Consider the following 24999-nt stretch of genomic DNA (forward strand, 5'->3'; position numbering starts at 1 on the left):
CGGCGTGGCAGTTGCTTGCCACGCTGTTTCAATTAGCGGGACGGGTTGGGTGGCATCACCGAATCGCGCATGATAATCGCTGGTGGGAAACTGGCTGGTGGTGTCTGCGGGTTAATCAGGAGTTGCGTGGCAAATTGCGCCATCTCAACGATGGGAAAATGCAGACTGGTTAATGCAGGGCAGACGAAAGGTGCGCGTTCGCCACTGTCGTAGCAAATTAATGAGATATCCTGCGGCACCTGCAAATGGTGCTTATTGATAGCCAGCAGTGCACCAATGGCCATCTCTTCATTGCAGCAATAAATGGCCGTCGGTAAGTGGGGCTGATTGAGGATCTCGTCAGCACGCTGATAGCCACTCTCCAGATCATAAACCCCTTCAACACAGGCGATTGGTGTCAAACCTGCCGATTGCATGGCGTCGATAAATCCCTGACGGCGCAACTCGCTGGAGTGGCGCTGCGCGGAACCACTAATGCACGCAATACGCCGATGACCCGCATCGATAAGCACCTGAGTTGCCATTTGACTGGCGCGGCGGTGATCGAAGGTCACACAGCGGGCTTCAAGACCGGGAACTAACCTATCGAGCAACACGAATGAGCGGTCTGCGACCGCCAACTGACGCAGCCTTTCATCACTGAGAAAACGGACATGGAGGATCAAGCCGTCACAGCGTAAGTTATACAGGCGCTGAATAGCCTGCCACTCTTTATCCGCATTATCCCGCCCCTGAGTGACTAATAGCTGTTTACCCTGAGACTCAGCTTCCGTTTGCACAAAATCCATCAATGCACCAAAGAAGCCGCCTCGATAGGAGGTGGTCACCAAGCCGAGCGTATGACTTTGACTTGATGCCAATGCGCGCGCGGCAGGGTTTGGGGTGTAACCCAATACCGCTACCGCTTGTTCCACCTTTTCGCGAGTCAGGGCTTTGACATTGGTATCACCGTTGACCACGCGGGAAACCGTAGCACGGGAAACCCCGGCTAATACCGCGACATCTTCCAGTGTTACCATTTCTTTCTCCCATTACCCTTCATCTTTCAAATTGCAGGTGTGTTGGCTGCACTCAAAAACCCGAATCACTTACTTGAGTAAGCTCATCGGGATTTTCTCGTTTGCCGCCTTCCTGCACCTTGAAATCTATTGGGTATACAATTTAAAAGTCGCCACAATAGCTAACTTAACATCACAAATCTGCGAACTGAGGCAAATAAGGTTTATTGACCTGTAGAACCTCTTCCAGTAGCGGCTGAGCAATGCTCGCGTTAGCAATCAGTGGGTTAGTCACTAGCGCTAATAAGGCACTGCGGCGATCGCCGTGTACTGCGGCTTCAATGGTCAGACGTTCATAGGCTTTTACTTGCTGCGTTAACCCATGCATCGCCACAGGTAAGGGGCCGAAAGTGAGTGGATGAGCACCTTGTGCATCGACAATACAGTTTGTTTCTACCACAGAACAGTCGGATAAACCGCGAATCGCCCCACGGTTTGTCGTATTTACAACTAATTGCGTACCTAAATTATTATAAATAGCACGAATGAGTTCCAGCGCAACTTCAGAATAAAATGATCCGCCACGGAAGCTGAGCTGCTCAGGTTTGCTGTCCAGATGGGGATCAGCGTACAGATCGAACAGCTCTTTTTCTACTTGCATCACCTGTTCTGCGCGCGTGCCGCGCTCAGCGGCTGCAGCCATCTCTTCTGCCAGCATATCCTGAGTCTGGTAGAAATAGCGATGATACGGGCAAGGGATAGCTCCCATTGCTCGCAGGAATTCCGGCGGCCATGGCGCTTCCTTGATATTGTTCATGGTCAATGAAGCACCGTCGCACAGCATATCCATCACATTGGTGGTCACATTTTTACCCTGCTGCAACACCTCATGCACCCACACCATATGGTTGAGTCCGGCGAAACGCAGCTGGATATCTTCATAAGGCGCATTCAGTAAATTGGCGATCATATGATGCATGCTGATCGGGACATTACACAAACCGATAATTTTCGCTTTGCTATAACGGGTCACCGCTTCGGTGACAATCCCGGCGGGATTGGTGAAGTTAATGATCCAGGCCTCCGGTGCCAGTCGCTCGACTTTAGCGGCAATATCCAGCATCACCGGAATGGTGCGCAGTGCTTTGGCAAAACCGCCGACACCGGTGGTCTCCTGGCCAAGCAGGTTATATTTTAGCCCCAAACGTTCATCTGCCGCCCGAGCAGGGAGCTGGCCGACACGGAATTGGGTCAACACAAAACTGGCCCCTTCGATGGCCGTATCCAGCGAGAAGTGAACGCTGACTTTCACCTGCTCCAACCCGTGGCGATCCAACATTCTGCGGGTCAGGGCGGCAATAATCTCCACTTTTTGGCGACCCAATTCGACATCAGCCAAGGCCAACTCAGTGACCGGCAACTGGTCAATGCGCTGAATCAGCCCATCAACCAACTCAGGGGTATAGCTACTACCGCCACCAATAATGGCAATTTTAAAGGTTTTCATAATTTGGTCTCAAAATGGATGAATTAGAAATGAGAGCGCTCTCATTTGAAGGCAGATTAACGATTAACCAGAAACAAAATGGGATATTTCTCGCAAAAACGGCAGAGAGTGAGTCAGAGAATCAGCAATACGTGATCTCAGTTGCAGAATTTCACTGTTGCTGTGGAATGTGATGATGAGTTAATTTGGCTAACTAATCGCTATTGTGCCGCTTATTGATAGAAGTGACATGTTTTCAGCGAAAATGCGCATTTTGTTACGTAAAAAACGGTAAATGGGTGGCATTACGCGGGTTAGCTCTCTAGAATCAAAGCGCTTTTCCGCTGTTTGTACCCCACAGAAAGGAACCGGTAATGTTCAAACGTACTTTAGTGACCTTCATCGCACTTTGTTCCCTAAGCGCCGTGGCGCCCGCCGCTTTAGCTGCCGGTGAACCTCATGTGCTGTTAACGACGTCGGTTGGGAATATTGAGTTGGAACTCAATAGCCAGAAGGCCCCGATTTCAACACAAAACTTCGTTGATTACGTCAATAACGGCTACTACAACAACACCATTTTCCACCGTGTTATTCCTGGTTTTATGGTTCAGGGTGGCGGCTTTACCGCTGATTTCAAACAAAAAACCGCTAAAACGCCAATCAAAAACGAAGCGGATAATGGCTTGCGCAACCTGCGTGGCACCATCTCGATGGCCCGTACCGCAGATAAAGATAGCGCCACCAGCCAGTTTTTCCTCAACGTAGCAGACAATGCTTTCCTCGATCATGGCCAACGTGACTTTGGTTATGCCGTGTTCGGTAAAGTGGTAAAAGGCATGGATGTGGTAGAGAAAATCTCCCAGGTTCAGACGGAAAACGTCGGCCCGTATCAGAATGTGCCTGTTAAGCCGATCACTATCCTGTCAGCGAAAGTGTTGCCTTAATTGGTTAAGCCAGCTTTCATTCCCCGAAAGCTGGCTGATTCATACCCAAATCCCATTCCGACATAAATTAATCCGTTTGCGCCAATGGCATGCTTATAATCAATTATCTAGCGGCGATGGGGTGAAGAATTTATGAGCGAAACATTACTTATCGGGAAAGCTGTGCCGGCACAAGATTTGGTGATTTTATCGGCACTGGCAAACCGCCATGGTTTGATTACCGGGGCGACGGGGACCGGTAAAACCGTCACTTTGCAAAAGATGGCCGAGCAATTCTCCCGCATTGGTGTGCCGGTGTTTCTGGCGGATGTGAAAGGGGACCTCTCCGGCATTGGCGCTGAAGGTGTCGCTTCGGAGAAACTGCAATCCCGCCTGGCAACGATAGGTGTCACTGACTGGCAGCCACAGGCATGTCCGATTGTGCCGTGGGATATTTTCGCGGAAAAAGGTCATCCAATCCGCGCCACCATCTCTGACCTTGGCCCCCTGCTGCTAGGCCGTCTGCTTGATCTAAATGATGTGCAAAGCGGTGTACTGCAATTAGTGTTTAAAATCGCGGACGACAACGGCCTGCTACTGCTGGACATGAAAGATCTCCGCGCCATCGTGCAATTCGTCGGCGACAATGCCAAACAGTTCCGCACCCAATATGGCAATATCACCCCCGCTTCGATTGGGGCCATTCAGCGGGGTTTACTGACCTTAGAAGAACAGGGGGCGAATCAATTCTTTGGTGAGCCGATGCTGGATATTCACGATTTAATGCAGACCGACAGCAATGGGCAGGGGGTTATCAACCTGCTGGCGGCGGATCGGCTGATCAATCAGCCCAAGTTATATGCCGTTTTCCTGCTTTGGCTGTTGGCAGAGCTGTTTGAGCAGCTTCCGGAAGTGGGTGATGTCGAAAAACCTAAACTGGTCTTCTTCTTTGACGAGGCCCACTTGCTCTTCACCGATGCCCCTACGGCACTGGTGGATAAAGTTGAACAAGTGGTGCGGCTGATTCGCTCAAAAGGCGTCGGCATCTATTTCGTGACACAAAACCCGCTAGATATTCCAGATAAGATCCTGGGCCAGCTGGGCAACCGCGTGCAACATGCGCTGCGTGCCTTTACCCCGCGCGACCAAAAGGCGGTGAAAGCGGCGGCACAAACCATGCGCGCTAACCCCGCTTTCAGTGCTGAACAAGTGATTACCGAATTGGCTGTCGGTGAAGCGCTGATCTCCTTCCTCGACGAGAAAGGGCGGCCCAATGTGGTGGAGCGAGGCATGGTTATCGCCCCACAATCAAAAATGGGAGCATTGGATGCAGCAGCACGTAATCACGCCATCAATCATTCCCCACTCTATGGCCGCTATGAAGAGATGGTCGACCGCGAATCTGCCTATGAGAAATTATCCGCAGGCGGCTTCTCCACGATGGGGAGTGCAGCACCTGGGGAGGCGGCGGCCCCTCAGCAACCCACTGAACAGCAAAGTGGCGGCGGTTTGATGGGGGGGCTAAATGATTTACTGTTTGGTTCTACTGGCCCACGGGGCGGCAAGCGTGATGGAATTGTCCAAACCGCCGCCAAAAGCATGGCACGCGACTTGGGTCGACAAATTCTGCGCGGCGTTCTGGGGTCAATTACCGGTGGGCGTAAGCGCTAGGCTGAATTTTTGGATATGAAATGCTGTTATTAATCGATAATTACGATTCATTTACCTACAACCTCTACCAGTATTTTTGTGAACTGGGGGTTACGGTGGTGGTTAAACGTAATGATGAGGTACAACTGGCTGATATTGAACGGTTATCGCCATCACATTTGGTGATCTCGCCCGGCCCTTGCACGCCGAATGAGGCGGGGATTTCGTTGGCGGTTATCAGCCATTTTGCCGGTAAATTACCAATACTGGGGGTTTGCCTGGGCCATCAGGCGCTAGGGCAAGCTTTTGGTGCGCGTATTGTGCGGGCGCGGCAGGTGATGCATGGCAAGACCACCGCGATTTGCCATAATAATCAAGGGGTTTTCCAAGGGCTGAATCAGCCGCTGACGGTGACTCGCTATCACTCATTAGTCATTGACGCCGATTCACTACCCGCCTGTTTTGAGCTGACCGCATGGACGGAGCGAGAGGGCGAAATGGATGAAATCATGGGTATCCGCCATCGCACCTTGCCACTGGAGGGCGTGCAGTTTCATCCGGAGAGCATCCTCAGCGAGCAGGGACATCAATTATTGGCTAATTTCCTTAAAAATTAGCAGGTTAAGTTTCCCTCATCAATAAAATAATCTTTTTGTTTGCTTGCTTGTGATTTTTTATGCATATTTTGTGATTATATTTTCATTCGTCAGTAGTTGGCGGCTCAATGGATAATTAGAGGTGGGCAGGGCAATGTCAGATAAACTAACAGTTAATCGCAGTACATTCGATCAGGTTATTTTGCCTGTTTATGCACCAGCACAGTTTATCCCGGTAAAAGGGAAAGGTAGCCGAGTATGGGATCAGCAGGGCACGGAATACATTGATTTTGCTGGCGGGATCGCGGTTACTGCCCTTGGCCACTGCCATCCGGCGCTAGTGGCGGCCCTGCATCAGCAGGGTGAGACGTTATGGCATACCAGTAATGTATTCACCAACGAGCCAGCGCTGCGTTTGGCGCAAAAACTGATTGCCGCCACCTTTGCCGATCGGGTGTTTTTCGCCAATTCGGGCGGTGAAGCGAATGAAGCGGCATTTAAGTTGGCCCGTCATTACGCCATTGAGCGCCATAGCCCGTATAAAACCAAAATCATTGCTTTCCATAATGCATTCCATGGTCGCACCTTGTTTACCGTATCCGTCGGTGGTCAGCCAAAGTACTCCGATGGTTTTGGCCCGAAACCGGCCGACATCATCCATGTGCCGTTTAATGATCTGGCCGCAGTGAAAGCGGTGATGGATGACCACACCTGCGCGGTGGTGCTGGAGCCGATCCAAGGGGAGGGCGGGATTACCGCCGCGACACCTGAGTTCCTGCAAGGTGTGCGCGAGCTTTGTACTCAACACAAGGCACTGTTGGTGTTCGACGAAGTGCAAAGTGGCATGGGCCGTAGCGGCAAGTTGTTCACCTATATGCACTATGGCGTGACGCCGGATATCCTCACTACGGCGAAAGCCTTGGGTGGCGGGTTCCCGATCAGTGCGATGCTGACCACCGAAGAGATTGCCTCGGTGATGGCCGTCGGCACCCACGGCACCACTTATGGTGGTAATCCTCTGGCTTGTGCAGTTGCTGAAGCCGCGCTGGATGTGATTAATACCCCAGAGGTCCTTGAGGGTATTGAACAGCGCCATGGCCTGTTTGTGCAGGCGCTGGAAGTGATTAACCGCAAGTACTCGGTGTTTAGTGATATCCGTGGCATGGGGCTGCTGATTGGTGCTGAGTTAGCACCGCAATACCGTGGCCGGGCGCGGGAGTTCCTGACCGCAGCGGCGGCAAATGGGTTGATGATCCTCAATGCCGGGCCAGATGTATTGCGCTTAGCGCCTTCGCTGGTGATTGAGTTGGATGATATCCAGCAAGGAGTGGCGCGTTTAGAGAGCGCTATCGCCAGCCTGGTGAATGAGAGCTAAATTTACTCTCCGGTAAACGTCTGATCCCGCAACTTCCGGCTGCGCCAAATACCGTGGTGGGGCTGCTGCTGCCAGGCCATCGACGACACGGTATGCATAACACTTAAATGTGACAGGATACGCCGCAAATTTCGTTCCAGTTCAGATATTTGCGTGTCGACGGCCACATCCGGTGCTTGCACAAAATCATCACTCCCCTCGCAGCTGTCTGATTCTAGCCGCTGCTGGCACTGCTGAATCGCCATCTCACATAGCTGCAAATACTCTGTCGCTAGCGCGACACTCATGAGGTTGTGACCCGCTTCAGGCGGCGTGGTTGATTCAGTTAATGGATGTTCCCGCGTAAGAATAGTCATTTCGTTGATATGTCCAACAATCAACTCGCTATGGGTCGCCCACAGCCGCATATCCGCTAAATATTTTGAGTTGAATCCCGGCTCTTGCATCGCCTGATTCAGTGAGCTTAAGACGGTATTACTGGCTTTGTTCACCTCAATACGTTCATAGGAGAGCTGGGTAATATCAGGGTGTGGGGCCAGCAACAAGCGCAGGATCTGCTGGTAAGCGCTGAGTGCCTGATGGGCATTTTTACGCAGCAACCCGCTCTGCCACTGAGGCCACAGCCATAAGGTGCTGGCAAAGGCCAGCGCACAACCAATTAAGGTATCCAGCAGACGTGGGACTAAAAAGTCAGCGCCATCACCGGTTAATAGCTGCAAGATATACACCGCCGTGATGGTTCGACCAATAACCGCTAGCCCGTAGTTGTTACGTTGCACCAGATAGGCCACCAGTGTGATCAGCAACATAATGCCCAGTGTCACCCCCTCCGGCATCTGTAAATGCAGCAAACCTGCCGCCAACACCAGCCCGATCAGTGTCCCGAGGGCGCGGTGATAGATGCGCACCTTAGTCGCGTTATAGCCGTTTTGTACCACCAACATCACGGTGAGTAAGATCCAATAAGGTTTTGGCAGGTGCATCAAGGCACCAATATAGCTGCCTGCGGCCAGTGTCACCCCCAGTCGTGCGGCAGCGCGCAGCGCACCAGACTTAAATGAGAGGTAACTGATAAGGGCGGGCCAAAATGGCTGCTGTTGCTGGCTGGAGATCAACTCGCGCTCATACAGCGGGCGTCGGTCACTCAGGATCTGGATAACGTGGCTGGTATGGTAGTAGCAAAATTGCGCCACTGGATTATTGGGGTGCTGCTGGGCTATCTCTTCCAGTTCAACCAGCGCATCGCCGGCGGTGAAATTTCGCTTGGCACGGTGGTGATAGAGAATATCATCGGCAATAACGCGCATTTGAGCTGAGATAATCTGCGTATTGCGGCGAAGTACCTCCTCTATCCGACTATGCTCCAGGAGGTCTCGCACTCTATCTGACTGATTCAGCGCCGCAGTAATGTGCTCTTGCAGGTCTAGCGCCATCTGAAATAGCCCCAATAGCCGTTTGCGCTCCGCCTTGGTGGCATTGTTGATTAAGTTAAATTGCTGATAAAGCTGGTTAATTTTGTCCATTATCCCCTGTTGCCGATCAAGCAACGGGGGGAGCGCCTTTTCCGGCTCTACATGCTGGGAGAGTAGGTTGTATTTAGCGTCGCAATAATCTGCCAGTAAATGATAAAGCTGGCTTAGTGGCTCACGGATCGGCTGGTCTCTGCATAACCGGAACCACAGCCAGTTAAAGAGGCCGTACCAGAGTGTTCCGACAGCGCACAACAGGGGTGCTTGCCAGATAGGTGCGCGACCAACCATGCTTAGGCTGAATATTGCGGCGATTAACGCGGCGGGCAACAAGTGGCCATGGAGGGGGCTGATTGCGCCGTTGACACCGAGCACCAGTGCTAGCCCGAGCATGATCCACGGCAAGGGAATGTGCCACAGCAACAGCTGCTGGGTCAGGAAGCTGCTCAGTGTAAAGAGCGCGCCACCAATAATCAGCCGCCGGAAGAAGTGTTGGTGCGGTGTATCCAGCGAGGCAATATTGCAACACGCGGGTATCAGGGAGAACATCAGTCCGAGTCGCAGCTCGCCGATAGCAAAGCCTAGGGCTGCTGGCAGGCAGAGAACTAATGTTTGGCGTAATGCATAGTTTACTTCAGGATGATAAATAACCCGTTGCCACTTCATTTAGGCCCCAGAAATTTATTAATCACAAAAGATTGAGAAAACCGATGCCGAGGGTATCGGCACCGGTTTATAGGGAATTAACGGGTGCCGTAAACGACAATCGTTTTACCGTGTGCGGAGATCAAGTTCTGATCTTCCAGCATTTTTAGTATCCGCCCCACAGTTTCGCGGGAACAGCCAACTATCTGACCAATTTCCTGGCGGGTAATCTTAATCTGCATCCCATCTGGGTGGGTCATGGCATCAGGTTGTTTTGCCAGGTTAAGCAGCGTTTGTGCAATGCGCCCAGTAACATCAAGGAAAGCGAGGTTACCCACTTTCTCGGATGTAATCTGAAGGCGGTTCGCCATTTGTGAAGAGAGGCGCATCAAGATATCTGGATTTACCTGAATCAACTGACGGAATTTTTTGTAAGAAATTTCAGCCACTTCACAGGCGGTTTTTGCTCTAACCCAGGCACTACGCTCTTGGCCTTCTTCAAATAATCCAAGCTCGCCGATGAAATCCCCTTGGTTTAAATAGGAGAGAATCATCTCTTTACCCTCTTCATCTTTAATCAGCACCGCAACGGAGCCTTTCACGATGTAGTAAAGCGTTTCGGCCTTTTCACCTTGGTGAATTAGCGTACTCTTCGATGGGTATTTGTGGATATGGCAATGAGACAGGAACCATTCGAGAGTCGGGTCTGTTTGTGGCTTGCCGAGAACCATTCGCTGTTATCCTCTGTTGTTATCGCTGCCTAACTTAACAGGGCTCAGAGTTCCCTGTACGGCGTGCTTTTAAAATACACTTTCTTTTAGCATATTAATTTGCTCAATTGCCGAAAGGTATAGCCAAGATACGTACTGGATAGAAACCCTTCACTGAGTATTGGGAGCTACCCTATTTAATTCTAGAAACAACACTTTCGGTTCTGTTTGTAGCACAGGATGAGGTCAGTGTCTTGTGTTGTATCGCTTCAGCATGATGAACATCGGGTTACATTGCCAGTTTCTAAATGAAAGGGTAGTCTGGATCAGAAAATTTAACTGGGAGCGAGTGTTATGCAGGCACGTGTAAAGTGGGTTGAGGGGCTGACATTTTTGGGTGAATCGGCGTCAGGACATCAAGTTTTGATGGATGGAAATGCCGGTGATAAAGCACCTAGCCCGATGGAGATGTTGTTGATGTCAGCAGGTGGCTGCAGCGCGATTGATGTGGTCTCTATTTTGCAAAAAGGGCGTAACGATGTGCGCGATTGTGAGGTCACGTTAACCTCTCAGCGTCGCGAAGAAGCACCGCGTCTGTTTACGCAAATCAATTTGCACTTTATCGTCAGCGGTAAGGGGCTTACTGACAAAATTGTTGAGCGTGCGGTTGAGCTGTCAGCAGAGAAATACTGCTCCGTCTCCCTGATGTTGGGTAAAGCGGCGACCATTACCCACAGTTTTGAAATTCGTGAAATTGCCTAGTTAATCAGCACCCTAGTGATGTTCAACGTTCCTGGTGTTGCAGCCAGCATCATCGCAACGCCAGAAACGAAGGAGATTAGCCGATCGTCTTGCCCTCCAGTAGTTGCTGCACTAACGGGGCCATAATCAGCTCCATTGCCAGCCCCATCTTTCCACCCGGCACCACCAATGTATTGATATTAGAGATAAATGACCCTTGCAACATTGCCAGCAAGTAGGGGAAGTCGATCTGGTCCAAACCTCGAAAATGAATGACAACAAAACTTTCATCCAGCGACGGAATGGCTTTAGCCGCAAAAGGGTTGGAGGTATCGACAGTCGGCACGCGCTGGAAGTTAATATGGGTGCGCGAGAACTGTGGCGTAATGTAGTTAATGTAGTCGTCCATTGATCGCACGACAGAATCCATCACCGCTTCACGTGAGTGACCGCGCTCGCCAGTATCGCGCACCAGCTTTTGAATCCACTCCAGATTGACGATAGGCACCACGCCCACCAATAGATCCACGTACTTCGCCACATCATGATGCTCGGTCACGACGCCGCCGTGTAGCCCCTCATAAAACAGCACATCGGTGGGTTCTGGCAGTGGCTCCCATGGCGTGAAGGTTCCCGGGATCTGGTTATAAGGCACCGCTTCATCATAGGTGTGTAAGTACTTACGTGAGCGCCCAGTGCCGTGCTTGCCATATTCCGCTGCACTTTGCTCCAACTGACCAAAATCATTGGCTTCAGGGCCAAAGTAGCTGATATGCCGACCTTGATCCCGCGCCTTACGGATGGCGGCATCCATTTCAGGGCGGGTATAGCGATGGAAGCTGTCACCTTCAATTTGCGCCGCGCGAATATTCAACTGCTGAAAAATTTTACGAAACGCCAGACTGGTGGTGGTAGTCCCTGCGCCACTTGAGCCGGTAACGGCTATAACCGGATGTTTAGTTGACATATTAGCGGTAACTCCATGGGGTGAGATCCTCAGTGGCCGGGCGGCATTTGCCTGTTCATCTTATCGGTAAAGGTTATTTTTAGGGCAAAGTCTCCGGCTTGTCACCTTGATTTTCATCAAATCTCTTTGTGAGACGGTGAAGATTACGGCTGCTCTTCGGCGTCGGCGCGGAAAGAGCCTCGCGGCATGATATTGATGGTTTCGTGTAACTCAGACCAGACTAAAACCGCGTCACCGCTCAGCAGCTGACGGCGGACATCCTCGACTTTTTGCGCTAATGAGCGCTCATGTTCGCCGTAATCTGTACCTTCACGCAGCACAAAGGTTTCCAGCAGATTATCCAGCGTTTCACCGTCGATCTGCTGCCAGGGAATGATCATGAATGTTGCTCCAGATAGGGGGTGAGCCAGGCGGGAATACGTTGCTCCAGCCACATTTTTGGGTGTTTCAAGGAGCCGCCGACAAAACCGACGTGGCCGCCGTGCTCGGTTAACTGATAATCAATATTGCCCGGCAGTGTATTGATATTGGGAATGACTTCCGCCGTCATAAAGGGGTCATCTTTGGCATGAATGATCAGCAGTGGGATCTTAATCTGCGGCAATAGCGGCAGAGCACTGCAACGGCGATAATAGTCTAGCGCATCATTAAAGCCATGAATTTTAGCGGTGATTACTTCATCGAAATCTCTGACTCGCCGCAATGCTTTCAATTGCGGCAGCCCCAGCGGCAGACTACCGGGGTAACGTAACAGCTTACGGGTGGCGTTTAACTTTAGTTGCCCCAGTAAATAGTGCTGATAGACCCGCGAAAAACCTTGCTCCATGCGGTTGGCACAAGGCTCCAGCATCAGCGGGGCTGAAACTACCACCGCCGCTTGCAGCAGACTCTCCTCTCCTTGCTCCGCCAACTGCCCTTGTTCTGCCAGATAGATCGCCAGCATGTTGCCGCCTAATGAGACTCCTACCGCCGCGGTGGGTGCCTGACCATAGGTCTCCCGCAGCCAGCGCAGAAAGAAGCGCGCATCTTCTGTTTCACCGGAGTGATAAATGCGAGTCTTGCGATTCGGCTCCCCACTGCATCCACGGAAATGCATCACCACTCCCAGCCAGCCTTCGGCCTGCCAGGCGCGCAGCAAGCCATGGGCATAGGGGCTGTAGAAGTTCCCCTCCAGCCCATGGAACAGCACCACACGGGGCTTATGCCGCGCCAGTTCGGGATTTTCACTCCAGGCCAGATCGACAAAATCGCCATCGGGCAACTCCAGCCGCTGCCAAAAAGGCTGCAACTGCACATGACGCCTGACCAACCGGGGCAGCAGCGTTTGTAGATGTGGGTTACTGGCTCCGGCCAGCGGACGAAATAATTCATGCATATAGTGAATGGAAATCATGTTGTTGCTCTTGTGTGATCAATAGCACACTGTTAGCTTCATGGGTATATCGCGCATCATTTTTGGGTGGGAGGCACCCGTCTCATGGAACTGAGTTTATTTCTTTCAATGGTAGGTTTTCTCTGGGTTGCTGCTATTACCCCTGGCCCGAATAATATGTTGCTCACCTCTGCGGGGGCCAATTTTGGTTTTATGCGCTCTATCTGGCTGATGTTAGGCATTATGTTAGGTATGCAGAGCATGTTGCTGCTGGTGGCTTTTGGTGTCGGCGGCCTGATTTTGATCTACCCCTCCATCCACCTGATGCTGAAAATATTGGGTAGCCTCTATCTGCTGTGGCTGGCATGGAAAATTGCCACTTCCGCCTATGAAAAGTTAGAAACCAATGTCGTGCCGCCAAAGCCGCTGCGTTTGTATCAAGGCTGGTTATTGCAGTTCCTCAATCCAAAAGCCTGGCTGATGGGATTAGGCTCAGTCGCCAGCTTCAGCCTAGCTGGCGCGGCCTATAACCACTCTATCGTCATGATTAGCTTGGGTATGTTTATGGTGAATCTGGTGGCGGGCATTATTTGGCTCGGTTTTGGCACTTTGATTGGCCGCTTACTGCGCAGCCGTCGCGCCTGGTTTACCTTTAATATCTCAATGGGCTTACTGACGGCAGCCTGTGTACTGTTGATTTGGCATTGATCGAGCGCTGATTTGGCATTGATCAATCACTGGAGCTAATTGATGGCCTGTAACTATTATCATGTTGATGCATTTGTCGGCGCGGGACTTTCCGGTAACCCTGCAGGTGTCTATTTGCTGAAAAAACCGCTCTCTGCTGAGCAGATGCAACGTATCGCCGCTGAGATTAATCTGCCCGAGACCAGTTTTGTCTGGGATGAGGGGGATAAATCGGCGATCCGCTGGTTTACGCCAGAGCGTGAGGTGGATTTATGTGGTCACGGCACCCTGGCTGCGGCACACGTGATATTTAGCATGGTAAATCCCGGCCTGCATGATATCTGCTTTCGGAGCGCCAGCGGTGATCTGTATGTCACGCGTGATGCCGATAACTTTGGCCGCTTGGCACTGAATTTCCCCGCATTGCCCCCTGAGCAAATCGCGATCCCGGCAGCACTGCAAGCCCTGATCGGTGCTGATATTCAGCAGTTGTGGCAGGCAAAATCTCTGCTAGTGGTGCTGGAAAAAGAGCAACAGCTGCGGCAGTTACAGCCCGATATTGCCGCGCTGATTGCCTATACCGGCCGTGGTGTGATTGTCACCGCGCCCGGTGATGAGGTGGATTTTGTCTCGCGCTACTTTACCCTTAGCAGCAATGAAGATCCGGTGACCGGCTCCGCCCATTGCACCTTGATGCCCTACTGGGTGGCCCGATTGGGCAGGGCGTCACTACATGCCCGCCAGATATCAGCACGAGGCGGTGAGTTATTCTGCACGTTAGCGGGTGATCGCACCCTGATTGCCGGAGATTCCCATATTTTTATCAGTGGTAACATCGCTCTCTAAGTGAGCGCCATAGGCGCTCCTGCACCACCCAATTATCACTAAAAGGAATAAAGAATATTTTTTTATTCCTTTTGTCTGTCAACTCCTTCAGGTAACACTGTCATCTCACAGCGCCGGGTGCGCTTCGGGTCGCAACAACAGCGAATAAGAGAGTTAACTGAGCGGAGTCAACCAATGGCGATAACCTTTTCTACTGCACATCTTACCACCGTAATTCGCGGTTTCTTACGGCCCACTGGCGCATTTCTGGCCCTGTCACTGCTGGCAACCACTGCCCATGCAGTTGATGTCACGGTCGCCTACCAAACCTCGGCTGAGCCGGCCAAAGTTGCTCAGGCGGATAACAGTTTTGCCAGGCTATCCGGGGCTAATGTCGATTGGCGCAAGTTTGATAGCGGCTCTAGTGTCGTCAGGGCGCTGGCCTCCGGTGATGTACAGATTGGTAATATCGGCTCCAGCCCGCTGGCAGTGGCTGCCAGTCAAAATGTGCCGATTGAGGTCTTCCTGCTAGCCTCACAACTGGGTAGCTCGGAAGCGCTGGTGGTGAAAAAAGAGATCAAAACGCCACAAGATTTAATTGGCAAACGCATTGCTGTGCCTTTCATCTCCACCACCCACTACAGCCTGCTGGCGGCCCTGAAACATTGGGGCATCAAGCCGGATCAGGTCACTATCCTCAACTTGCAGCCTCCCGCCATTGCGGCGGCTTGGCAGCGCGGGGATATTGATGGCGCTTATGTTTGGGCACCTGCCGTTAATGAACTCGCGAAAACCGGTACTGTGCTAACTGATTCCGCCCAAGTGGGCCAATGGGGTGCGCCAACACTGGATGTCTGGGTGGTGCGCAAAGACTTTGCTCAAGCCCATCCTGAAGTGGTGACCGCCTTTGCCCGCACTGCCTTAGCCGCCCAAGGGGCCTATCTGGCGCAGCCGGAGCAGTGGCTCAAAAACCAGCAAAATCTCAGCCAGCTGGCGCGCTTAAGTGGTGTATCGACGGATCAAGTGCCGGAGTTGGTGCAGGGCAACACTTATCTGCCGGTAGCTGACCAGATAACCCAGCTCGGCCAGCCAGTGGATCAGGCTATTCGCGACACCGCCGCCTTCCTCAAGCAGCAAGGCAAGATCCCGCAAGTGGCGAGTGATTACCGTGATTTCGTCACTGACCGCTTTGTGAAAGAAGTTCAGGCCACGCCGCAGTCTTAGGAGTCATCATGCTAAACGTGCGCGGCCTGTGGGCCGAATATCAGGGCAAACCTGCCTTACAGGATGTGTCGCTACAGATCGCATCGGGCCAGCTGGTCGTGGTATTGGGGCCATCGGGCTGCGGCAAAACCACATTACTGAATTTGATTGCCGGGTTTATGGAGCCTTCAGCTGGCAGCATCACTCTGGATGACAAACCGGTTCACGGCCCGAGTGCCGAGCGGGGAGTGGTGTTCCAGCATGAGGGTTTACTGCCGTGGCGTGATGTGGTCAGCAATGTGGAGTTTGGCCTGCAACTGGCGGGGCTAAGCCGCTCACAGCGGCGGGCCACGGCGCTGAAAATGCTTAACCGCGTTGGATTGGCGGGTTTTGAGCATCACCACATTTGGCAGCTGTCTGGTGGTATGCGCCAACGGGTGGGGATTGCCCGCGCACTGGCAGTCGATCCGCGCTTATTACTGCTGGATGAACCCTTCGGTGCACTGGATGCCTTTACCCGCGAGCAGATGCAGGAGCTGCTACTGACGATTTGGCGCGATACTGGCAAACAGATCCTGCTGATTACCCACGATATCGAAGAGGCGGTGTTTCTGGCCAGTGAGCTGTTGCTGTTGTCACCGGGGCCGGGACAGGTGGTCGAGCGGCTATCTTTGAACTTTGGTCAGCGCTACGGCGACGGCGAACCTTGCCGCAGCATCAAATCTGATCCTGAATTTATCGCCCGCCGTGAATACGTGCTGGGCAGAGTCTTCCAACAGCGGGAGGCGCTGGTATGAGTCTACACGGGACTTTACGCGACAGTACTTTACGCGACACTGCATTACGCGGCAGTGCATTACCTGACAGCGCGTTACCTCATTCGTCGGCCCCCGATGCGCCGCTGGTCACTAAGCCGCGCCGCCGTTGGTCGGCGGTGAATGGTTTGTGGCTCAGCATTGGCACGGTGATTACTGTGGTGGCGCTATGGTGGCTGGTGACGGCGTTACAGCTGATTAGCCCGCTGTTTTTACCCGCGCCGCAGCAGGTATTGCATCAATTATTGGTGATTGCCAGCCCACAGGGATTTATGGATGCCACCTTATGGCAGCATCTGGCCGCCAGTTTGGGGCGCATTTTAATTGCACTATTCGCCGCCGTGGCGCTCGGCGTGCCGACCGGTATCGCGATGGGCCTCAGCCGCCGGGTGCGCGCGGTACTGGACCCGCTGATCGAAATCTATCGCCCGGTGCCGCCGTTAGCCTATTTGCCGCTGATGGTTATCTGGTTTGGTATCGGCGAAACCTCAAAAATCCTGCTGATCTATCTGGCGATATTTGCCCCAGTGACCTTGGCTGCGGTGGCGGGAGTGCGCAGTGTGGCTGAGGTGCGTGTCAGAGCCGCCCAGGCATTGGGGGCCAGCCGCTGGCAGATTTTACGTTTTGTGGTGCTGCCGAGTGCACTACCGGAGATCTTAACCGGCATCCGCATTGGGTTGGGTGTCGGTTGGTCAACCTTGGTGGCTGCGGAGTTAATCGCCGCCACGCGCGGATTGGGCTTTATGGTGCAATCTGCCGGTGAGTTTCTCGCCACCGACGTGGTGATTGCCGGTATCAGCGTGATTGCCATTATCGCTTTTGGGATGGAGTTAAGTTTGCGGGCGATTCAACGCCGGTTAACACCTTGGTATGGAGCACAGCAATGAATGAACGTTTGGTGGTGACCCCTTTAGGGCCGCATATTGGCGCGTTGGTTGAGAATATTAATATTGCCCGCCCGCTGGGCGACGGCCAGTTTGAGCAGCTTTATCATGCGCTGCTCAAGCATCAGGTGCTATTTTTCCGCAATCAGCCGATTACGCCCTTGCAGCAGCGTGAGCTGGCCGGGCGTTTTGGTGATCTACATATCCATCCGGTCTATCCACACACCAAAGAGTGCGAAGAGATTATCGTGCTGGATACCCACGACAACAATCCGCCGGACAATGATAACTGGCACACTGACGTGACCTTTATCGACCATCCGCCTCTGGGGGCGATTTTAGCCGCTAAGCAACTTCCCGCCACAGGCGGTGATACCTTGTGGAGCAGCGGAGTGGCGGCTTATGACGCGCTCTCTGCGCCATTCAAGCAGCTTTTAGCGGGATTGCGGGCCGAGCACGATTTTGCCCACTCCTTCCCTGAGCACAAAAACCGTGGGACGCCGGAGGAGCATCAGCGCTGGTTACTGGCTAAAGAGAGGAATCCGCCGCTGTTGCATCCGGTGGTGCGAACTCATCCGGTGACCGGGCGTCAGGCACTGTTCGTCAATGAGGGATTCACCACGCGAATTGTTGATCTGAGCGCGAAAGAGAGCGACGCGATATTGCGTCTCCTGTTTGCTCATGCCACCAAACCGGAGTTTCAAGTGCGCTGGCGCTGGCAGCAGGATGACGTGGCGATCTGGGATAACCGCGTCACCCAGCACTATGCCAATGCCGATTATCTGCCGCAGCGGCGGGTGATGCACCGCGCGACGATTTTAGGCGATAAGCCAGTATTCCGGCCTTAACGCGCTACTTTTTGGTGTAAAAACCCAGGGTCAGATTGCAGCGTAAAGCCCGCCAAAACTCGCTGAAGGTGCTGCTGCCACGGAACAGCGCGGCGGGTAAGCCGAGGGCGAAAAAGCGTTTTGCTAACAGACGGCGCGCAGTGGGGTCAGTTATCTTCTTGCGTATCAGCCCCAGCAGATGGCCACTCTCGCGGTTGGCATGGCGCAGTAGCGTTTTGCGTAACGCCGGTGGGCTATTGGCTGCAATCTCAACCAGCCCGTGAATGATATCAAGGTAGCTATTCGCGCGGCGCTGCAATGCTTGTGGCGATGGCGAGTTGGTGATGGATTCCGGATTAGTGCGATAGCCGTAAAACGGCTGCTGGCAGAACCCGACGCGCCGGGCAACCCGCGCCAGTTGGGTGGTCCACAAAATATCCTCATGCACCATGTCGCGGATAAAGGCCAGCTGATTCTCGATGATCACCTCGCGGCGAATAAGTTGCAACCAGGCAAAGTGTGGCCACTCATCCTGCTCAACACTGCGCATGATCCACTGCTGGCCGTCCAACACCTCGCCCCACGGCTGTTTATGCAGCAACGGCGCTGCGGTTTGTACCGCAGGATCGGTGGTGAATCGATAACCGTTGCCAATGAGTAAATCCAGCGACTGCTCTTTGGCTTGGGTTAACCAGCGCTGTAGCGCATTGGGCGCGAGCCAGTCGTCGCCATCGACAAAGGCGATCCACTGCCCTGTAGCCCGCGCGATACCCGCGTTGCGGGCAGCCGACAGACCTTGATTCGCCTGATTGATAATCACTAGCCGGCTCTCATTGCGGGCAGTGTCAGCGAGCATCTCTGGGCTGCTGTCCGTCGAACCATCATTCACGGCGATGATTTCAAATGAAACGCCTACTTGGCTTCTCAATGAATCCAGCAACTCGGCGAGATAAGTTTCACAGTTATAAACCGGAACAATGATACTGACTTCAATTGGCGTCATGCTGATTACTCCGCCTCAAATTGCTTGGTGATATCTTCCAGTTGCTCCTGCGCATCCAGCCACTGCATTTCGGTCTCTTCCAGCTTGGACTTCACCTGAATCTGCTGCTGTAGGCATTGGGTCAAATCCGCCTTGCGGGCCATATCATACAGAGCCGAATCAGCCAGTTGCTCTTCAATGGCGGCTAACTCGGTTGTCAGCTTATCCATCTGTTTTTCCAGCGTCATAATCTGCTTACGCAGCGGCTGGGTCTGGCTACGGAACTCAGCATCGCGGCGTTTTTGATCTTTACGCTGCTGGGCGCTGTTGCCCGAAAGCTCCTTGGCTGGATTCTCCTGCTGGCTCTGCTGGCGCTGCACATCCACCAGAAACTGCTGGTAATCCTCCAGATCGCCGTCGAACTGCTCCACTTTACCATCGTGTACCAGATAGAGGTCATCGGTGGTGGAGCGCAGCAAATGACGGTCATGGGAGACCACCACCAATGCGCCCTCGAAATCAATCAGCGCCTCGGTCAGGGCCTGCCGCATATCAAGGTCAAGGTGGTTGGTCGGTTCATCCAGCAGCAGCAGGTTAGGGCGCTGCCAGATAATCAGCGCCAATACCAGTCGCGCCTTTTCACCACCAGAGAAGCGGGCGGTGGGGTCAGTCACCTGATCGCCCTGAAAACCGTAGCCACCGAGGTAGTCACGCAGTTGCTGTTCTGACTCTTTGGGAGCCAAACGACTCATATGTTGTAGCGGAGATTCATCTGCGCGTAAGAATTCAAGTTGATGCTGGGCGAAGTAACCCAGTTTGATGCCTTTGGACAGGCCAATCTCGCCGCTCTGTGGTTCCAGCGTGCCTGCCAACAGCTTAATTAGGGTGGATTTACCCGCGCCGTTGCGCCCCAACAGGCCGATACGTGAGCCGGGCACCAGGTTCAGCTTGATGGATTGCAAAATGGTTTTATCGCCGTAGCCCGCGCTGACCTTTTCCATCCGCAGCAGAGGGTCGGGCAAGCTCTCTGGCGTGCGGAAGCTGAAGTGGAATGGGTTATCGACGTGGGCAGGGGCGATTAGCTCCATGCGCTCAAGCATTTTAATGCGGCTCTGGGCCTGCTTGGCTTTCGTCGCTTGCGCGCGGAAACGGTCGATATAGCTTTGTAAATGCGCGACTTTTTCTTGCTGATGCTGATACATCGATTGCTGTTGCGACAGTTTGGTAGCGCGCTGGCGTTCGAAGGATGAATAGTTACCGGTATATTCATTCAGCGTCTGCTGTTCAATGTGTAAAATCTTATCAATAATAGGATCAAGGAAATCACGGTCATGGGAGATAAGCACCAGTGTTCCGGTGTAGTTTTTCAGCCATTTTTCCAGCCAGATAACCGCATCCAAATCCAAGTGGTTGGTCGGTTCATCTAGCAGCAGCAGATCAGAGCGGCAAAGCAGCGCCTGTGCCAGGTTAAGGCGCATACGCCAGCCGCCGGAGAAGGAGCGCACCGGTTGCTGTAACTGGTCTTGGGAGAAGCCTAACCCATTGAGCAAACTGGCGGCGCGGGACTGAATAGTCCAGGCATGGATGGCGTCGAGCTTGCCGTGTACGGTGGCAATGGCATGACCATCATTTTTTTCATTGGCGGCCTGCAGTTCAGCCTCCAATTGACGATATTCACGGTCGCCGTCGATAACATACTCTATCGCCGGAATATCCAGTGCCGGGGTCTCCTGATTAACCCAGGCCAGTGCCCAGTTGGTAGGAAAAGTGGCATTGCCGCCATCGGCGCTCAGTTCGCCTTTGAGCAGCGCCAGCAGGGTGGATTTACCACAACCGTTTTTGCCGACTAAGCCGACTTTTTGGCCGGGGTTAATCGTTGCTGTAGCGTTGTCCAGCAAGACGCGAGTACCACGTCGAATTTGAAGCGAAGAAAAAACAATCATAGAGTGCCGTATGTTTAGAGTTTACCCGTCATACTTCAAGCTGCATGTGTGTTGGCTGCGCTCACTCACCCGAATCACTTACTTGAGTAAGCTCATCGGGATTTTCTCGCTTGCCGCCTTCCTGCAACTCGAATTATTTTGGGTATATGTTAAATTATATCCCCTTAAGTTTTTGAGGTTGCCGACTGACAACGCCAATGACTCCGGGTACAAATCTTAGTCTTTTTTGTCTTTGCGAAGCATGGTAACGGAAAAACCGGACCCTGACGACGCTTTGGAGGGGAATGATGTCGCAGCCACCGAAGGTTTTGCTGCTGTATGCCCATCCGGAATCACAGGACTCGGTCGCTAACCGGGTTTTACTGCAACCGGTGCAGCAGTTAGAGCATGTCACCGTGCACGATCTCTATGCACATTATCCGGATTTCTTTATTGATATTCACCATGAGCAAGAGCTGCTGCGTGAGCATCAAATTATCGTCTTTCAGCACCCCCTTTATACCTACAGCTGTCCGGCGCTGCTGAAGGAGTGGCTGGATCGCGTGCTGGCGCGTGGCTTTGCCAATGGCGTCGGCGGACATGCCCTGACCGGTAAATACTGGCGCTCAGTGATCACCACCGGTGAGCCGGAGGGCGCTTATCGGGTGGGTGGCTATAACCGCTATCCGATGGAGGAGATTCTGCGCCCCTTCGAATTGACGGCAGCTATGTGTCATATGCATTGGATGAACCCGATGATTATTTACTGGGCGCGGCGTCAAAAGCCGGAAGTTTTAGCCAGCCATGCGCAAGCTTATGCGCAGTGGTTGCAGTCACCGTTGCCCACAGGGGGGCACTGATATATGGAAGGTTCGGCGCTACTGACTGCCATTTTACTCTTTCTCTTTGCCGCCGTGGTGGCGGTGCCTATTGCCCAGCGGCTGGGGATCGGCGCGGTATTGGGCTACCTGATAGCCGGTATTGCCATCGGCCCGTGGGGTTTGGGCTTTATTCGTGATGTTGACGAAATTTTGCACTTTTCCGAGCTGGGTGTCGTCTTCCTGATGTTTATCATTGGTTTGGAGTTGAATCCGGCCAAGCTCTGGCAACTGCGGCGCTCGATTTTTGGTGTCGGGGCGGGTCAGGTGGTGATAACAGCCAGCGTGTTGGGGGCACTGCTCTATTTCACCCAATTCGCCTGGCAGGCGGCGGTGATCGGCGGCATCGGTTTGGCGATGTCCTCGACGGCGATGGCACTGCAACTGATGCGCGAAAAGGGCATGAACCGCAATGAGGGCGGGCAACTCGGCTTCTCGGTTTTGCTGTTTCAGGATATGGCGGTTATCCCCGCATTGGCGCTGATCCCTATTCTGGCCGGTAGCGGCGGTGAGGCTAATGACTGGGTCAAGATTGGCATCAAAGTCGCGGCCTTTGCCGGCATGTTGATTGGTGGCCGCTATCTGCTGCGCCCCCTGTTCCGCTACATTGTGGCCTCCGGCGTGCGGGAAGTTTTCACCGCCGCCGCGCTACTGGTGGTGCTAGGCTCCGCCCTATTTATGGATGCGCTGGGTCTATCAATGGCTCTTGGAACATTTATCGCCGGAATATTACTAGCGGAAAGTGAATTCCAGCACGAACTGGAAATTGCCATCGAACCCTTTAAAGGGCTGCTGCTTGGCTTATTCTTCATCTCTGTTGGCATGGCGTTGAATCTTGGTGTGCTGTTCACCCACCTGCTGGATGTATTATTGGGCGTTCTGGCGCTGGTGTTTATCAAAGGCGCGGTGCTGTATGGCCTGGCACGGACCTTCGGTTTGCGCCGCTCGGTGCGGCTACAATTTGCCGGGGTGCTCAGTCAGGGCGGTGAGTTCGCCTTTGTCTTGTTCTCTGCGGCCTTCTCTCAGCACGTTTTTAATGCGGAGCAACTGGCCTTGTTGCTGGTGGTGGTTACACTGTCAATGATGACCACGCCACTCTTGATGCAGCTTATCGACCGCATTTTAGCCCGCCGTTACAATGCGCAGGAAGAGAGCGACGAGAAGCCATTTGTTGAGGACAATGATCCGCAGGTGATTATTGTTGGCTTCGGGCGATTTGGTCAGGTGATTGGCCGCTTGCTGATGGCGAATAAAATGCGGATTACCGTGCTGGAGCGCGATGTCAGTGCCGTCAGTGTGATGCGCAAATATGGCTACAAAGTGTACTATGGTGATGCTACCGAGCTAGAGCTGTTACGTGCCGCTGGAGCGGAGAAAGCCAAAGCCATCGTGATCACCTGTAATGAGCCGGAAGACACCATGACGCTAGTGCATTTGTGTCAGCAGCACTTTCCGAACTTGCACATTTTGGCCCGTGCCAGAGGGCGTGTTGAAGCCCATGAACTGCTGCAAAACGGCGTCAAAGACTTCACCCGCGAGACATTTTCCAGTGCGCTGGAGTTGGGCCGCAAAACCCTATTGGGCTTGGGGATGCATCCTCACCAAGCCTATCGGGCGCAACAACATTTTCGCCGTCTCGATATGCGTATGCTACGTGAATTGGTGCCACAGCATCACGGCGATGTGGCGCAGATCTCTCGAGTTAAAGAGGCCCGCCGTGAACTGGAAGATATTTTCCAACGGGAAATGCTGCATGAAAGTCGGCAGTTAGATGGGTGGGATGAATACGAATAATGTCGGAGAAAACGATGACAATGGCGCTAAATAACAGAGCAAACACCCGCAAAAGGTTTATCGCCGGTGCTGTTTGTCCGCAATGCAATGCATTGGATACATTGGCTTTATGGCGTGAAGATCAGGTTGAAGTGGTGGAGTGTGTGAAGTGCGGCCACCATCAGCGTCAGACCGACAAACAGGTCAGTCAACATGTCCGCCAGAATGAACAAGTGATCGGTATTTTCAATCCGAAGTAGCGTTATCCTTCGCGATTTTTTATGCTGGAGGGTACAGCGGTGCAGATTTCCGCTACAATCTGTGCCAATTTTTGTTCCAAGGGTAGGAGATATCATGAAAGTAGCAAAAGACTTGGTGGTCAGCCTGGCTTACCAGGTACGTACAGAAGACGGTGTTTTAGTTGATGAGTCTCCGGTGAGTGCGCCGTTGGACTACCTGCACGGTCACGGTTCTTTGATCGCAGGTCTGGAAAAAGCGCTTGAAGGCCATGCCGCAGGCGACAGCTTTGATGTGCGCGTCAATGCAGACGAAGGTTACGGCAGCTATGATGAAAATCTGGTGCAACGCGTACCGAAAGACGTTTTCATGGGCGTTGACGAGCTGGAAGTGGGTATGCGTTTCCTGGCTGATACCGATCAAGGCCCAGTGCCGGTCGAAATCACTGCGGTGGAAGATGAGCACGTTGTGGTTGATGGTAACCATATGCTGGCGGGTCAGGATCTGAACTTCCACGTCGAAGTGGTTGCTATCCGTGAAGCGACAGAAGAAGAGCTGCAACATGGCCACGTCCATGGTGAGCATGACCATCACCACGAACACGGTGACGGTTGCTGCGGCGGCCATGGCCACGATGATCATGACGAAGGTCACGAGCATGGTAAAGGCGGTGGTTGTGGTAAAGGCGGCTGTGGCTGCCACTAAAATCTGACGTTGTCAGTCAAAAGCCAGCCTTGCGGCTGGCTTTTTGCTATTAGCTCATTGTGGTGATCAGTGCTAGCTAATCAACTGGTAGTGCTAACAAAACTAATAGTGGGGAGGGGGTGTTTCTTCTGTTGGCGATGCCATCATTGAAGATTGAGATTCCCGCAATTTGTCGGTCAGTAGGCGCAAATGCTCACGCAGTTTGGTCATTTCCATCTGATGCTCCGTCACGATCAAATTCAGTTCTTCAATCGTCACTTCCTGAAATGCCAAACGACTCTCTAGCATTTCCAGTCGTTGCTCAAACAGGGATTGTTCCATTTTATTTC

At 52.9% G+C, this 24999-nt stretch carries 25 protein-coding genes; 15 read left to right on the forward strand and 10 right to left on the reverse strand.

What is annotated here, in order from left to right; genetic code table 11:
* Window positions 1-32: 32 nt before the first annotated feature.
* Window positions 33-1019, reverse strand: coding sequence for a LacI family DNA-binding transcriptional regulator (locus FFE93_RS00890; protein ID WP_005271730.1), 987 nt, complete (start codon window positions 1017-1019; stop codon window positions 33-35).
* Window positions 1020-1191: 172 nt separating this feature from the next.
* The gene (locus tag FFE93_RS00895) at window positions 1192-2505 is read right to left on the reverse strand and encodes a 6-phospho-beta-glucosidase (protein WP_005271734.1); all 1314 of its coding nucleotides are present in this window, start codon (window positions 2503-2505) and stop codon (window positions 1192-1194) included.
* Window positions 2506-2858: 353 nt separating this feature from the next.
* Between FFE93_RS00895 and ppiA the strand changes: the two genes are divergently transcribed.
* The 4 genes from ppiA to FFE93_RS00915 all read left to right on the forward strand — a co-directional run bounded on the left by ppiA (window position 2859) and on the right by FFE93_RS00915 (window position 7028).
* Window positions 2859-3428 (forward strand): peptidylprolyl isomerase A, encoded by a 570-nt coding sequence (gene ppiA / locus FFE93_RS00900; protein WP_032896774.1) that lies wholly within the window; start codon window positions 2859-2861, stop codon window positions 3426-3428.
* 132 nt (window positions 3429-3560) lie between these two features.
* Window positions 3561-5078, forward strand: coding sequence for a helicase HerA-like C-terminal domain-containing protein (locus tag FFE93_RS00905; RefSeq protein ID WP_138774701.1), 1518 nt, complete (start codon window positions 3561-3563; stop codon window positions 5076-5078).
* Window positions 5079-5098: 20 nt separating this feature from the next.
* A complete protein-coding gene (locus tag FFE93_RS00910; RefSeq protein ID WP_138774702.1) occupies window positions 5099-5674 on the forward strand; it encodes an aminodeoxychorismate synthase component II in 576 nt (191 codons plus the stop codon).
* Between the two features lie 133 nt (window positions 5675-5807).
* On the forward strand, window positions 5808-7028 hold the full coding sequence (locus tag FFE93_RS00915; protein ID WP_005271739.1) for an aspartate aminotransferase family protein: 1221 nt from the start codon (window positions 5808-5810) through the stop codon (window positions 7026-7028).
* A gap of 2 nt (window positions 7029-7030) precedes the next feature.
* Here the strand turns inward: FFE93_RS00915 and FFE93_RS00920 are convergent, their stop codons facing one another.
* Together FFE93_RS00920 and crp are read right to left on the reverse strand one after the other, a co-directional pair.
* The gene (locus FFE93_RS00920; RefSeq protein WP_138774703.1) at window positions 7031-9163 is read right to left on the reverse strand and encodes a YccS/YhfK family putative transporter; all 2133 of its coding nucleotides are present in this window, start codon (window positions 9161-9163) and stop codon (window positions 7031-7033) included.
* 77 nt (window positions 9164-9240) lie between these two features.
* Window positions 9241-9873: a cAMP-activated global transcriptional regulator CRP gene (gene crp / locus FFE93_RS00925; protein ID WP_002212297.1), complete on the reverse strand. Its 633-nt coding sequence runs from the start codon at window positions 9871-9873 to the stop codon at window positions 9241-9243.
* 333 nt (window positions 9874-10206) lie between these two features.
* Here crp and FFE93_RS00930 point away from each other — a divergent pair, with 333 nt between their 5' ends.
* The gene (locus tag FFE93_RS00930; protein ID WP_004875129.1) at window positions 10207-10614 is read left to right on the forward strand and encodes an OsmC family protein; all 408 of its coding nucleotides are present in this window, start codon (window positions 10207-10209) and stop codon (window positions 10612-10614) included.
* A gap of 76 nt (window positions 10615-10690) precedes the next feature.
* Here the strand turns inward: FFE93_RS00930 and FFE93_RS00935 are convergent, their stop codons facing one another.
* The 3 genes from FFE93_RS00935 to FFE93_RS00945 all read right to left on the reverse strand — a co-directional run bounded on the left by FFE93_RS00935 (window position 10691) and on the right by FFE93_RS00945 (window position 12935).
* Complete coding sequence (locus FFE93_RS00935; protein WP_005271743.1) at window positions 10691-11560, reverse strand: phosphoribulokinase; 870 nt, start codon at window positions 11558-11560, stop codon at window positions 10691-10693.
* A gap of 143 nt (window positions 11561-11703) precedes the next feature.
* Window positions 11704-11940 (reverse strand): YheU family protein, encoded by a 237-nt coding sequence (locus FFE93_RS00940; protein WP_032896777.1) that lies wholly within the window; start codon window positions 11938-11940, stop codon window positions 11704-11706.
* Window positions 11937-12935 carry a hydrolase gene (locus FFE93_RS00945; protein WP_032896819.1) on the reverse strand — a complete coding sequence of 333 codons (999 nt, stop codon included), beginning with the start codon at window positions 12933-12935 and terminating at the stop codon, window positions 11937-11939. The genes FFE93_RS00940 and FFE93_RS00945 overlap by 4 nt, the downstream gene beginning before the upstream one ends.
* Before the next feature lie 102 nt (window positions 12936-13037).
* Between FFE93_RS00945 and FFE93_RS00950 the strand changes: the two genes are divergently transcribed.
* The 6 genes from FFE93_RS00950 (at window position 13038) to tauD (ending at window position 18194) form a co-directional block, all read left to right on the forward strand.
* Window positions 13038-13640, forward strand: coding sequence for a LysE family translocator (locus FFE93_RS00950; RefSeq protein ID WP_032896779.1), 603 nt, complete (start codon window positions 13038-13040; stop codon window positions 13638-13640).
* 42 nt (window positions 13641-13682) lie between these two features.
* Window positions 13683-14465, forward strand: coding sequence for a PhzF family phenazine biosynthesis protein (locus tag FFE93_RS00955; protein WP_005271748.1), 783 nt, complete (start codon window positions 13683-13685; stop codon window positions 14463-14465).
* A gap of 174 nt (window positions 14466-14639) precedes the next feature.
* A complete protein-coding gene (gene tauA / locus FFE93_RS00960) occupies window positions 14640-15668 on the forward strand; it encodes a taurine ABC transporter substrate-binding protein (protein WP_186367686.1) in 1029 nt (342 codons plus the stop codon).
* A gap of 8 nt (window positions 15669-15676) precedes the next feature.
* Entirely contained in the window at window positions 15677-16444 is a 768-nt protein-coding gene (gene tauB / locus FFE93_RS00965; protein WP_005271750.1) for a taurine ABC transporter ATP-binding subunit, read from the forward strand.
* Window positions 16441-17349, forward strand: coding sequence for a taurine ABC transporter permease TauC (gene tauC, locus FFE93_RS00970; protein ID WP_049601289.1), 909 nt, complete (start codon window positions 16441-16443; stop codon window positions 17347-17349). The genes tauB and tauC overlap by 4 nt, the downstream gene beginning before the upstream one ends.
* The gene (gene tauD, locus FFE93_RS00975) at window positions 17346-18194 is read left to right on the forward strand and encodes a taurine dioxygenase (RefSeq protein WP_032896783.1); all 849 of its coding nucleotides are present in this window, start codon (window positions 17346-17348) and stop codon (window positions 18192-18194) included. The genes tauC and tauD overlap by 4 nt, the downstream gene beginning before the upstream one ends.
* Before the next feature lie 4 nt (window positions 18195-18198).
* Here the strand turns inward: tauD and FFE93_RS00980 are convergent, their stop codons facing one another.
* Both FFE93_RS00980 and FFE93_RS00985 read right to left on the reverse strand, forming a co-directional pair.
* Complete coding sequence (locus tag FFE93_RS00980) at window positions 18199-19176, reverse strand: glycosyltransferase (RefSeq protein ID WP_057648354.1); 978 nt, start codon at window positions 19174-19176, stop codon at window positions 18199-18201.
* A 5-nt stretch (window positions 19177-19181) separates the two neighbouring features.
* Entirely contained in the window at window positions 19182-21098 is a 1917-nt protein-coding gene (locus FFE93_RS00985; protein WP_005271756.1) for an ABC transporter ATP-binding protein, read from the reverse strand.
* A 287-nt stretch (window positions 21099-21385) separates the two neighbouring features.
* On the opposite strand from FFE93_RS00985, the gene kefG reads away from it, so the two are divergent.
* The 4 genes from kefG (at window position 21386) to slyD (ending at window position 24670) form a co-directional block, all read left to right on the forward strand.
* The gene (gene kefG / locus FFE93_RS00990) at window positions 21386-21937 is read left to right on the forward strand and encodes a glutathione-regulated potassium-efflux system ancillary protein KefG (RefSeq protein ID WP_032896785.1); all 552 of its coding nucleotides are present in this window, start codon (window positions 21386-21388) and stop codon (window positions 21935-21937) included.
* Window positions 21938-21940: 3 nt separating this feature from the next.
* On the forward strand, window positions 21941-23749 hold the full coding sequence (gene kefB / locus FFE93_RS00995) for a glutathione-regulated potassium-efflux system protein KefB (protein ID WP_005271763.1): 1809 nt from the start codon (window positions 21941-21943) through the stop codon (window positions 23747-23749).
* Window positions 23750-23763: 14 nt separating this feature from the next.
* Complete coding sequence (locus FFE93_RS01000; RefSeq protein WP_032896787.1) at window positions 23764-23988, forward strand: YheV family putative zinc ribbon protein; 225 nt, start codon at window positions 23764-23766, stop codon at window positions 23986-23988.
* A gap of 94 nt (window positions 23989-24082) precedes the next feature.
* A complete protein-coding gene (gene slyD, locus FFE93_RS01005) occupies window positions 24083-24670 on the forward strand; it encodes a peptidylprolyl isomerase (RefSeq protein WP_005271774.1) in 588 nt (195 codons plus the stop codon).
* A gap of 102 nt (window positions 24671-24772) precedes the next feature.
* Here slyD and FFE93_RS01010 read toward each other — a convergent pair whose 3' ends face one another.
* Complete coding sequence (locus FFE93_RS01010; RefSeq protein ID WP_005271776.1) at window positions 24773-24991, reverse strand: protein SlyX; 219 nt, start codon at window positions 24989-24991, stop codon at window positions 24773-24775.
* Between the last annotated feature and the right edge of the window lie 8 nt (window positions 24992-24999).

Origin of the sequence: Yersinia sp. KBS0713, assembly GCF_005937895.2 — a bacterium.
Classification (GTDB): Bacteria; Pseudomonadota; Gammaproteobacteria; order Enterobacterales; family Enterobacteriaceae; genus Yersinia; species Yersinia bercovieri.